Origin of the sequence: Spirosoma arboris (genome assembly GCF_009754945.1) — a bacterium.
Classification (GTDB): Bacteria; Bacteroidota; Bacteroidia; order Cytophagales; family Spirosomataceae; genus Spirosoma; species Spirosoma arboris.
In genome coordinates, this window is the sequence record NZ_WPIN01000006.1 from 202136 (window position 1) to 214043 (window position 11908).

An 11908-nucleotide genomic window follows, 5' to 3' on the forward strand; every position below is an offset into this window, starting at 1 on the left:
AAACTTTCGGCACGAATGCCCAATGGGAATTGCTTTACTTAATCTATCGCACACTGCTATTATCCGACGATTTTTGCGCGGCTTTTTGTTGATTATCTGTTGTCTGCAGGCATCGGCAGGTATGGCGCAGACATCGTTGCAACTGCCATTTTTTGATGATTTTGCTACTGCGGCAGCTCGTTCGGGTTCTACCCAACCCGACCCCAGTCGCTGGCAACCCGGTAGCGGTGTGTATATCAACAACACGATGGCCATCGACCAGCCCACCATCAATGTGGCTACCTTCGATGGGCTCCAGGCTAATGGAAGGCCCTATGTAAGTAATAATCCGCTAGATCAGGGGTACACCGATACACTCGAATCGAAACCGATCAATCTGTCGGGTTTATCGGCGGGGAGTGCCGTTTATCTCAGTTTTTTCTGGCAATCCAAAGGATTAGGTGAGTTGCCTGATCCCGGCGATACGTTGTCGACTCCGCAAGGGAGCCCCCCAATTCTTCAGGCTGGCGATTCATTAACACTTCAGTTTCGGGATGCTACTGGCATCTGGAAAACAGTATGGGGACAAGCAGGTGGTCATGTGGACAGTACGTTTAATCAGGCGTTTGTCCAGATTTCTGATGCCAGCTATTTTTATGATGGATTTGCCTTTCGGTTTCGCTCTTTTGGGCGACGTTCGGGCCCATTTGATACCTGGCATATTGACTACATTTACCTGAATAAAGGCCGATCAGCAACGGATAAATATATGATTGATATAGCTACTCAACGAGCGCTTAGTCCGCTCTTGAAACGCTATACAGCTATGCCGATGTCGCAGTACAAGATAAAAGGGGCGGCTGAGCTAGCCGATTCGGTAAATACAGTCGTTAAGAACCTGATCAATAACCCAACTCCGGTTCCCTCGCGTTTCATTGTACGTGATGACGTATCAGGACGTTCTTTGCAGAATGAACTAACAGCCCCTATTTACGTAAATGGCTCTCAACGCAGAAGCGTGAAACCAAGTGCGTACACCTTCGATAACACGGTTACCAAAGCCTTGTTGCATTACGAACTAGATTTGCAAACGAGCGATAACCAAAACTCGATTTTTCAGCGTGAACCACAAACGCTTCTTCGAAACGATACAATTTCGGCAGTGGCAGCTCTGGATGATTATTACGCCTACGATGATGGTTCGTGGGAGTATGCTCAACAGATTAGACAACGTGAGCAGATTGCCGTGCGGTTTATTCTGAACAGACCTGACACGATTGGCAGCGTCCGGGCTTGTATCGTTCCGTTTACTACTGACCAGACAGGGCAACCTTTTGTGATTACGGTTTATGCAAACCAAAACGGCAAACCAGGGACAGCCCTTTATCAGCAGTCGTTCTCCATGCAATATCCTGACACACGTAATGGTTTTGTTGACTACAAATTTACCCGGAGTGTGATCGTAAAAGATACATTTTACGTTGGTTATCAGCAAATTAGTAGCAGCGATACTACCTTTTTACGCTTAGGGTTTGATAAAAGTAGCCCCTTTGGTGCAAACATTTTCTATAATGGCGGGACTAATTGGGAGCAGAATCTCCAGACAGGATCGCAGGGCTCTACCACTTCCTTATTACAGGTACAGGGAGCATTTATGTTGAGACCAGTAATGGGTGGCAAACTAGCCGTTGTTACCGCCACGACTGAACCAGAGCCATTGGTTCCTCTCCGAACATACCCTAATCCAACATCGGGTCTGATTCAATGGGATGACCCACGCCTGACTCGATTAGAGGTAATAAACAGTACAGGCAGACTAGTACATACCGTTGAACCAGAACGTGGCCAGCGAACGTTAGACCTGAGTTATCTACCCGATGGTCTCTATTTAATCCGGCTTTTTGCTAAACAACAGACGACCGTACAGAAATTAATTATTCAACATTAAAATCAGTCGATAGTTGGCAATCGTCAGTTCCCAAAATCTAACGACTACTAACTATTGATTATCAACTAATCATGGATATTACCGTACAGGAATTAAAAGAGCGAATCGACAAAGGCGAAAAACTAAATCTGTTTGACGTTCGCGAACCTAACGAATACGAAGACGACAACATTGGCGCAACGCTTATTCCGTTAGGCGATTTACCTTATCGCCTAGATGAACTCGACGGCCTGCAAGACGAAGAGGTAATTGTTCATTGCCGATCAGGCAAACGCAGCGGTATGGCCCAGCAAATTCTGGAGCAGAACGGATTTAACAATGTTCGCAATGTAATTGGCGGAATGTTGGCCTACCGCGCACAATAGTTTGATGGAGGATACACAATAGTTTGATGGAGGATATATGATATAGGGTGTATGATGGCTGTTTTACAGTAACTATGTCATACACCCTATATCATATATCAAACTGCATCATATACCGAAGAACTTCTTCCTCATCATTGGGGCTAACCCAATTATAATTTCCCTGATTGCGAAACCAAGTTAGTTGCCGTTTGGCGTAACGTCGGGAGTTGCGTTTTAGTAAGCGCACCATCTCCTCATAGTCATATTGGCCATCTAAATATGGAAAAACCTCTTGATAGCCGACTGTCTGGAGTGCTGGTAGATGCTGGTAAGGTAGTAGCGAACGGACCTCATCAACTAAACCGGCTGCAAGCATAGCATCCATACGGGCGTCAATTCGAGTATATAACTCTTCGCGTGGGCGTTCGAGCGCAATCATTACTGATCGGAAAGGTCGTTCAGCTGTTTGTTGCCGACGAAATGACGAATAAGGCTGACCCGTTGCCAAACAGACCTCTAGCGCCCGTGTTACCCGAATTGGATTCTGCAAATCTGCCGACTGTGCATAAACGGGATCTATTTTTCTTAATTCATCCTGAAGTACGCCTAATCCTTCCTGCTGAAGCCGGGCAAACAAATGCTCACGCAGAGCTGGCTCGACCGAGGGAATATCGTCGAGTCCAGAGCAAACGGCGTTGATATACAGACCCGTACCACCTGATAGAATTACTATATCGGTTTCCTTGAATAATTCATTCAATAAGGCAAGGCACTCCCGCTCGTATCGCCCTGCATTGACTGGGTCGGTAATTGAGTGCGAACCAATAAAATGATGTCTGATGCCTTCCATCTCCTCAAAAGTAGGCTTAGCTGTGCCAATGTTGAGTTCACGGTATAGTTGCCGGGAGTCTGCCGAAACTACATCTGTCTGTAAAGTTTTGGCCAACTGAACACATAACGCTGTCTTGCCAACAGCAGTAGGACCAGCTACAACGAGCAGTGTTTTCAAAAGTCTGCTAGAATAAATTCGAAATTCTACAAAATTAAGCTATCTCTGGTTGCCCTCTTACGAGTTAGTAAGATTAAGACCATTACCTCATTTTTTCAGAAAAAAAATCTGATTGCTATTCTCATTCGTTAATAGGTACACATGAGAATCTTCGTCCGAAAAAACCGTCTGGACTACTCCAAACTGGACAGCTTGCTTTGTAGTCTCTTTTTGCCTACAAATGAGATCATATTAACGAAATTTCCAAATGGTATACTTAATGGATATGTCATTGGTGTGAAAATGAATGACTTAACAGAATATACGTCGCTTAGTTGAGACTGTAATGAGTATTGGATTAAACGTGTTTTTAGAAGAGCTTTTTAGGATATATTCTTTAAGATTGATTAGCAGATAGTTACACTGGCTATTTTTATTTGTACGGCTCATAAAAACAGTTTATGCTATAGATCAATCACAAATATCTATATTTGCTCATGTTGTTGCAAGTGCCTTTTAATCAATGTGTTACCTACCAAAAAGTTAGTGAAGAAGCCCCTCATGAATAACGGATTGACTACTCAAAAAAATACCGATGCTACACAATTAGCGCTTAAAAAAACCTTAGATATTATTTGTGGAAAATGGCGATTATACATCATTTATCAATTGGGAACAGAAGCCCGTCGATATGGTGAACTAAGGCGAATGATCCCTGATGTGAGTGAAAAAGTTTTAATTCAAGAACTTAAGGCATTGGTTAACTTAGGCGTAATTGAAAAGAGAGCTTATAATGAAGTGCCACCCCGGGTTGAATATAACCTGACAGTTAAGGGGCATAAAGTATTACCAGCATTGCTTGATCTTACCTCTATTGGAGAAACCTTTCTGGAGCCGTAATCAAATCAACTTTTTTTGATTCCGTGTCGTTAGTTGTTGACATACAGTAAGCGGAGTCAATGGGTATAAAGGTACGTTGTTTTTTAGTGGGCATACTTGGACTTATCCAATTGGGCGGCACACGCCTAATTCAGGATGTGCGACCACGTACTGATATAGCAACATCCATAACTCAACAATCCCGCATTACATTAAGAAGCTACTCGGTAAAACTTGCTCCCCAGTACGCAAAAACACTGCGATTCAACATATATAGTTTTAACGTAACAGCCAGTGACAGTGGGCGTGTTCGTGAAATGATTATTAAAGCTTATCGGGGGGAGTTGTTATTAACTAATTTTCGCCTTCGAGTCGACGGTGCCGTAGTAGGTGCCGAAGTAGCAGACTTGGATAATAATCGCTTTCCTGAACTCTATGTGTACACCACCAGCGATGGTAGTGGTTCATTTGGAAACGTTTATGCCTGGCAGTTTCTACCAGAACGAAAAGCTGATATAGGGTTGTCCAATTGGCGTATAACTCCTGCAGAGGGTTATATGGGACATGATAGTTTGTGGGTCGAACGAGATATTCTCTGCCGAAAATACCCAATTTACCTATCCGGCGATTCGAACGCGGAACCTTCTGGCGGCTATCAAATGGTACGATATCACCTTAAGCCAGCTGGCGCAACAGGATATACACTGATAACCGAATAAATTAGTCAGTCATGAAAAGTCAGAGGGGCACCACTTGATGCCCCTCTGACTTTTCATGACTGACTAACAACTGATTAAAACACTTTAAACCCAAGTGAAAGGGTTGCAATACCAAGAAAACCTTTGATGCCCGTATCTTTATATACACCACCAACAGGTGCAGCATAGCGTAGATCGACATCTAAAAAGGAAACCGGTGTATACCCTATACCCACTTCTAACGCATACGTAAAATCTTTTACTTCTAAATTCTGCGCTTCATATTTATTGAGCAGATTTGTGGTGCCCGTAGTAGCTGGAATATCTGTTTTCGGAAAAGCCACGCTTGAGTTGGCATTAATGGCTCCTGAGGTAGTCCGGGTGGCTTCTGCTTTTTGTACAAAAATGAAGTTAGGGCCAGCATAGGCACGCAGTTTGCCTCCCATCCAGCGTTTGCCAAACAGAATAGGCACATCAACCGCCTGCAAAACCGACTCAGATACAACGTTTAAGGTCGCATTAAGTAGACCTGGCTGTACGCTAATAGGTAGTGCATTGGCTAATGCCGAATTAGCGTTTACATCGACCGTTATAGCACCTATTTGCTTCAGTACAAACCGATTGTAAGTGACCTCGGCCTGAATATAAAAGTTGCTGAAGTTTTTTCGCGCCCACAAACCGCCGGAGTATCCATAACCAATACCATTGTTTTTATTTTCGAGATTGGGGACTTGAACGCTCCCTACCGTTTGCCCCGGAATGGTGGTGTAGCCATGTGTAAATGTAGCCCCGCCTTTAATACCAAATTCGATGCTTCGAACAGTATTCTGGGCAATGGCTGCCGACGTACTCAATAGAAGTAGCGTGGCAAATGAAAGTTGACTAAATTTCATAAGTAAGTTTATTGTTGTAGCAAGACGCGACGGTAATTGGCTGGATTAACTTGTGGAATTGTCGCGCTGTATTTGGTATTAATTCCTTTAATGATCTCGTTGGCCATCAGCGCGTAACCAGCTGGGGTTAGGTGAATACCATCAAGGCTGAATACGCCCCCCTGAATAAAACTGGAGGTATAAGTAATACCGTTTTGGGTAATCCCACCTGTAGCGGCTACCTGGCTTAAGACGGTATTCGGATCAACATAGGCTGCTCCTTTGGCGTCGGCCTGGGCTTTCATAACACCATCGTAAGCGACAATAGCAGCGTTCAGAGCAGTTACCTCATCTGCATCCAAGACATATTGAGTAGGTAATGGATTTGTTGCACTAAGACCATAAGGTCCTGTTTTTGTGCCGGCTGCAGTACTGCCTATTTTGGCATATTCCAATGCATTGGGAATCATAAGCAAATCGCCAGTTTTTGTTGCGCGAACGCCTTGAGCTGTTTGGATAACCAGAGCTGTTATGGCTGGTGTGGGATTATTAAGCGCCAAGTTGATTTGTGCTACTGCCAATGGCACCGTTACTGTCGAGAAATAAGGAGTTGTTGTGATATTAGGAATACCGATGACAACACCCTTACGACCGCCTTCTGTCAGTTTGTTCATGGCTGCCGTGAAGTTTGTCGTGAATAGGTCAATAGGAGTCAGCGGTGTCGTGCCCCCAGTTGTGGCATAACCGAGAGCGTCATTGTTACCCAGCCAGCAGGAGAAGAACGTAGCCCCGTTCAGGTTATCGCTCATATATTGGAAGTACGTCGTTGCTGGGTTTGCCAACAATCGCTCAAAGTATTGATTACCCTGTGTAGAACCATAGCCTACTGTTAGAATATCAGATACTCGAATGCCTGGTACCCCTAAATTCTGATTGGCATCTGTAAACTTGGTTAATAATGGCGAACCTCCTGCAGTAGTACCCCCTCGTGCGGCACCCGGAGCTACCTGTGCAATGGATGTGATCAGGCTAGTAGGATCTGCGAGTGAGGGAACGCGGATAAGCTTCAGATAACCAGACCCGGCGGCTTGTGCTTCAGTGAATAAAGGTTGCACGAAACTGCCTCCACCGACGGTCGTAAACTGACCAGCCAGAATACTGGGATATGAGTTAAGTTGACTATCACGGTAAAGTCCCCCATCGGCAAAACCTGCCGTTAGCGAGTTTCCTACCGCTACGTATTTCGTGAAATCGGCACTGCCTTTACTTGGGACAACAGTAGTAGTACCGGCATTGGGATCAATGTCATTGTTGGTACAGGCATTGAGTCCAATGAGTATGGTCAGAGCCCATTCCCAGCGAAACCTATTCTTGACTTGCATTAGGTTATATAGGTTGGTTGAAAGAAAGATAAAATTGTAAAAAAAGAACGCAAAAGTAGTGGCTTTCTGTTACCAGACTGCCAATTAATCGTCAAATCCTTACTAGAGCGTGGGAGGGTCTTAAACAAACCTTAAACGCAATCAGTTGTTTGTCAAGAATGAGTTGGCGTAATTGCCTGCCATTACACATGTTTCATTAAAACTGTACTAATCCAATGGGCCTTTTATCATTTTTTAAAGGAGTAGGTGAAAAAATTTTTCACAAAGACGAGGTAGCTCCAGATCCGGTGCACGCCGAAAAAGTTGAACCCGTTCGGGCGCAGGCGCTGCTTGACCATGTAAAGCAACTGGGACTTGCTTACAATAGTTTGACTGTTAAAACAAAAGGAGATACCGTTACTATAACAGGTTCGGTAAAGTCGCAGGAAGATTCAGAGAAAATCGCACTGGCTGTTGGTAATGTGGAAGGTGTACAAGCTGTTGATAACCAATTGGTTGTTGATGAGCCAACACCAGAAGGTAAATATTACACCGTGAAATCAGGTGATTCGCTGTCGAAAATTGCCAAGGAAGTATACGGTGATCCTATGAAGTACGGCATTATTTTCGAAGCTAATAAACCAATGCTGAAAGATCCCGATCTGATCTATCCTGATCAGGTATTACGGATTCCGCAACTGTAGTTTTACAGTATAAAGTTATCGGGTTATTGAGTTATAAAGTGGGCGACACGTCCTGAAACTTTATAACTCAATAACCCGATAACTTTTTCGGCATATGGGTGGTTTTATTGACCTCAACTCAATGAAAAACCCATGGCTGTTCATTTATTATCGTACCTGAGAGAGCAGTTCACTCCTGCTGTAGTCGACCAGCTGAGCTATGAACTGAGTGAATCATCAGCTAGTACCCTTAAGGTCATTAATGGCTCCCTACCGACCCTTTTAGGGGCACTTACACGGCGTATTCAGACAACGGGAGGGAGTTCATCAATCGTTACTTTCCTGGATAAAGAAGATTATGGAGCAATACCTCTGGACGTGAGTCAGTCGATAGGTGAGCATCCGACTACTGCTAAAACAAACGCTGCTGGGCGCGATTTCCTGGACCATATTTTTGACGATAAACTTACCCGAGTTATCGAACTCATTAGCTTATACAGTGGCACAAAGCCGCAATCAGTACAGGCGATTCTGGTACAGGCAGGTATAGTGCTAATGGGCGTTCTGGGACGGCAGGAGCAGGAAAAAGGATTAACGGCCGAAAACCTTAAAACCCTGTTACTAGGCCAGGCTACTGAGTTTAGACAGGCCTTACCTGGAGGCTTAGATGGAGTTGGAAGCCTATTAGGGTTCAATGATCTGATAACTCCAGCTGGTCCACAAACCGAAGTACAGGGAACTGATAATCTCAGTGGAACGATAATCAATCCCAATATTCCCAAAAGTACAGAAGGTGAGCGTCGACACGAAAACGTGCGTTGGCTTCGCTGGGCAATGATTGCTGTTGCTATCATGATAATTGGGCTCCTTGTGCGGCAGTGTGGCGAAAATCAGAATAGTATCGATGGTATCAGTACCGACTCGACGGCTCGTGTTGAACCAAACTCTGTGGAAGACACGTCGGCTGCTACAAAAGAAAGCATTCGGGATGCTCATGGGCAAGTAGGTGATTCAACGGTGCCCGGTCCGCTTGGTATTCGTGATTCGTCGAAGATAAGTCGGTAATGAATTCGATTCAGCAGCTATAGCACCAGTGAGCTCCCAATTTATATTCGCCTGAAATAAAGGTAAAGCCTAAAAAGTAAGTAAGTCCGTCAGCAAGTTGGGCGAGAAGTGCGTAGGGATTGGTTAACTTGCCACTTTACTTGCCGCTATAGCGGTTCACTAACTTGCTGATGTTTTATGTTCGTTGACGCCATTGAACGCGTTGATTTGTTTACCCGGCCTTTACATTCAATTGTCAGACTTTATGGTCACGATGGGATTGTGCCCGGTACAGCTACTCTTTTTTTTGTGAATCAGGAGGGATATGCTATTACCTGCAAACACGTCGCTGATCTCGTTGCCCAGGCTGATGCGATTTACCGGAATTATCAGGAGTTTCAGGGCGCGCGCCGGAATGTACTGAAGGAAAAAAATGCAGCCCACCTTATCAGTCAATTGGAAGCGAAGTTTAAACTCAACATCGACACGATTATCAGGATACGAAATAATTTTGTTGGCTGTGTTGATCAATTTCAGCAACTACATATTGAGCGCCACCCAACTCAGGATCTGGCTTTGCTACGATTTGAAGGCTATAATCGATTGCTATATCGCTCACACGCTACGTTCCTGGGCGATACAAGCCGTATTAAACCAGGCCGTAGTTTATGCCGACTGGGCTATCCCTTTCCTGAATTCACGAACTTTCGCTATAACCCTTCTATCGATGATATTGAGTGGAATACGGCAGGCCGTACAAGTTCTCCCTCTTTTCCAATTGATGGTATTGTAACCCGGTTAGCAGGTGATGCAACGGGTATTACAGGTATCGAGCTAAGTACGCCTGGTTTGAGAGGGCAAAGTGGTGGTCCCTTGTTCGATACAAATGGAGTAATTTACGGAATGCAGTCGGCCACAAGTCATTTGCATCTTGGTTTCGATATTGAAGATCATGAGGTGCTGGTAAATGGACGAAAAAGACGGGTATCAAATTATCCATTTCTGAACGTCGGAAAATGCGTTCACGTCGATGTGATTAAAGCCTTTCTACGGGAGAAGGGCGTATCATTTTATGAGGAATAAGCGTTGAGTCTGGCAACTGAATCACTAAAGACTTTGTAACGTTGGCTGTATATTTGCGCGGCTAACGCTTTTTTTATGGCTCAACTAGACGCTCAACAGTCGGCACAAACTACTCTTTCGGCAGACGCCTTTGCATTGCTTAAACAGCTGATCGCGATCCCGTCGTTTAGCCGGCAGGAAGATCAGACTGCGATGCAACTAGAGTCGTTTTTCCGGGAAAAACAGATTCCGTTTAAACGCTTAAAAAACAACGTATGGGCGCAGAATTATCATTTTGATCCAGATAAACCAACGTTGCTGCTGAACTCGCACCACGATACAGTTAAACCAAACCCATCCTGGACACTTGATCCGTTCGACCCAATTGAGCGTGACGAAAAACTGTTTGGCCTTGGGAGTAATGATGCGGGGGGCTGCTTGGTGTCATTACTAGCCACCTTCGCTTACTTCTACGATCGTCCTGGCATGGCCTATAACATTGTGATGGCTGCTACCGCCGAAGAAGAAATTTCGGGGCGCGATGGACTGGAATTACTATTGCCTGAATTGCCACCAATCAGCTTTGCCATTGTGGGTGAACCTACCGAAATGCAGTTGGCTATTGCTGAAAAAGGATTGCTCGTACTCGATTGTACTGCTCATGGCGTGAGTGGCCATGCTGCCCGTGATGAGGGTGATAACGCTATTTACAAAGCGATTCGAGATATAAACTGGCTTACAACATATCAGTTTCCTAAGGTATCGCCAACACTTGGGCCGATTAAACTATCGGTAACAATTATCAATGCTGGAACACAACATAACGTTGTGCCCGATACCTGCACGTTTACAATAGATGTGCGCGTAACCGAGCAATATACCCTCGAAGAAGTTATTGAAACGATCAGAGAAAATATTCAGGCAGAAGTAAAACCTCGCTCAATTCGGCTCAAGCCATCGTCTATTCCAATAAACCATCCTATAGTGCAGGCCGGCCTTGCGTTGGGCCGTTATACCTACGGTTCGCCAACAACCTCCGATCAGGCCGTGCTTAACTGTCCCTCACTCAAATGCGGACCAGGCCATTCTGCCCGGTCGCATTCTGCTGACGAATTTATTTATATTCGGGAAATTGCTGAGGGTGTAAAGGGATACATTCAGATGCTGGAGCAGGTGATTTGACCAATTATCGAAACCCACTGGCTATGTACCATATTGCATCATGTACATAGTCTGTAGCTTATCGCGGGTTCGGAGCAGACGCATCTTTATGGCACTTTCTGACAACTGATACCGCTCGCTAATTGCTTTAATCGATAAACCCTGTTCGTATTTAAGCCTTAATAAGGTTGCTTCCTGGCTTGGTAGGTCATTCATCATACACTCCATTATATGCCATTGATTTAATGTAGACTGATCCGACTCTGCCTCTACAACTATCGCTATATCAGAGAGTAATTCTACCCGCGTCCGTTTACGTAACCGAAGTTGATCAAGGCAGTGATTGTGGGCAATTGAGTAAAGCCAGGTAGAAAATGATGAGCGATTCTCGAATGTTTTCAGTTTAAAATATACTTTAATAAAAATATCCTGAGTGAAATCTTTCGACGTTTCAGGATCTTGGGTCATTGAAAGGCATTTCTGATAAACTTTGCCGACATAACGATTGTAAATGGTTTCAAAACGATTTTTGTCCTTTGTGCTTTGACAAAAAGCAGATGCTTTTTGGTCTGCCAAATAGGTATCTTCCATGATGTAATAAATTAGTTAAGTCGCTATATAGTGTAACAGATCACTAGGTGATCAGTACACTATATAGCTTTTAAGTTACGGTAGGTAAATGGACTGCGGGTATTAAGTAGGCTGTTCTTAATGCATAGTTTGAAATCATTAATTAGAGCCTAATGATTTCTCAAAGGTCTATTATATGCCTTATAAAAGCCGGTGATTTTGTACCAAAAACCGGTACATATATCCCAACTACCTCATCATTACCTCATATTATACCTTATTGATATACTTTAATTATTTAATTGTATAATTAGTA

General features: G+C 44.2%; 12 protein-coding genes. 8 read left to right on the forward strand and 4 right to left on the reverse strand.

Annotated elements, in window-relative coordinates:
• Positions 1–22 precede the first annotated feature (22 nt).
• Both GO755_RS17880 and GO755_RS17885 read left to right on the forward strand, forming a co-directional pair.
• Positions 23–1927 carry a T9SS type A sorting domain-containing protein gene (locus GO755_RS17880; protein WP_157586558.1) on the forward strand — a complete coding sequence of 635 codons (1905 nt, stop codon included), beginning with the start codon at positions 23–25 and terminating at the stop codon, positions 1925–1927.
• A 71-nt stretch (positions 1928–1998) separates the two neighbouring features.
• Positions 1999–2292, forward strand: coding sequence for a rhodanese-like domain-containing protein (locus tag GO755_RS17885; protein WP_157586559.1), 294 nt, complete (start codon positions 1999–2001; stop codon positions 2290–2292).
• Between the two features lie 91 nt (positions 2293–2383).
• On the opposite strand, the gene miaA is transcribed toward GO755_RS17885, so the two are convergent.
• On the reverse strand, positions 2384–3283 hold the full coding sequence (gene miaA / locus GO755_RS17890) for a tRNA (adenosine(37)-N6)-dimethylallyltransferase MiaA (RefSeq protein ID WP_157586560.1): 900 nt from the start codon (positions 3281–3283) through the stop codon (positions 2384–2386).
• A 540-nt stretch (positions 3284–3823) separates the two neighbouring features.
• On the opposite strand from miaA, the gene GO755_RS17895 reads away from it, so the two are divergent.
• Both GO755_RS17895 and GO755_RS17900 read left to right on the forward strand, forming a co-directional pair.
• A complete protein-coding gene (locus tag GO755_RS17895) occupies positions 3824–4162 on the forward strand; it encodes a winged helix-turn-helix transcriptional regulator (RefSeq protein ID WP_157586561.1) in 339 nt (112 codons plus the stop codon).
• A gap of 59 nt (positions 4163–4221) precedes the next feature.
• Positions 4222–4860, forward strand: a complete 639-nt coding sequence (locus tag GO755_RS17900) for a hypothetical protein (RefSeq protein ID WP_157586562.1) — start codon at positions 4222–4224, stop codon at positions 4858–4860.
• 74 nt (positions 4861–4934) lie between these two features.
• On the opposite strand, the gene GO755_RS17905 is transcribed toward GO755_RS17900, so the two are convergent.
• Together GO755_RS17905 and GO755_RS17910 are read right to left on the reverse strand one after the other, a co-directional pair.
• Complete coding sequence (locus GO755_RS17905; RefSeq protein WP_157586563.1) at positions 4935–5732, reverse strand: outer membrane beta-barrel protein; 798 nt, start codon at positions 5730–5732, stop codon at positions 4935–4937.
• A gap of 8 nt (positions 5733–5740) precedes the next feature.
• Entirely contained in the window at positions 5741–7093 is a 1353-nt protein-coding gene (locus GO755_RS17910; RefSeq protein ID WP_157586564.1) for an SGNH/GDSL hydrolase family protein, read from the reverse strand.
• Between the two features lie 215 nt (positions 7094–7308).
• Between GO755_RS17910 and lysM the strand changes: the two genes are divergently transcribed.
• From lysM to GO755_RS17930, 4 genes are all read left to right on the forward strand, one after another.
• The gene (gene lysM, locus GO755_RS17915) at positions 7309–7776 is read left to right on the forward strand and encodes a peptidoglycan-binding protein LysM (protein ID WP_157586565.1); all 468 of its coding nucleotides are present in this window, start codon (positions 7309–7311) and stop codon (positions 7774–7776) included.
• Between the two features lie 132 nt (positions 7777–7908).
• Positions 7909–8820, forward strand: coding sequence for a DUF937 domain-containing protein (locus GO755_RS17920; RefSeq protein ID WP_157586566.1), 912 nt, complete (start codon positions 7909–7911; stop codon positions 8818–8820).
• 177 nt (positions 8821–8997) lie between these two features.
• Positions 8998–9882 carry a S1 family peptidase gene (locus GO755_RS17925; protein ID WP_157586567.1) on the forward strand — a complete coding sequence of 295 codons (885 nt, stop codon included), beginning with the start codon at positions 8998–9000 and terminating at the stop codon, positions 9880–9882.
• Between the two features lie 75 nt (positions 9883–9957).
• Positions 9958–11043, forward strand: a complete 1086-nt coding sequence (locus tag GO755_RS17930; protein WP_157586568.1) for a M20 family metallo-hydrolase — start codon at positions 9958–9960, stop codon at positions 11041–11043.
• A 21-nt stretch (positions 11044–11064) separates the two neighbouring features.
• Here the strand turns inward: GO755_RS17930 and GO755_RS17935 are convergent, their stop codons facing one another.
• Positions 11065–11613 (reverse strand): RNA polymerase sigma factor, encoded by a 549-nt coding sequence (locus GO755_RS17935; RefSeq protein WP_157586569.1) that lies wholly within the window; start codon positions 11611–11613, stop codon positions 11065–11067.
• Positions 11614–11908 lie beyond the last annotated feature (295 nt).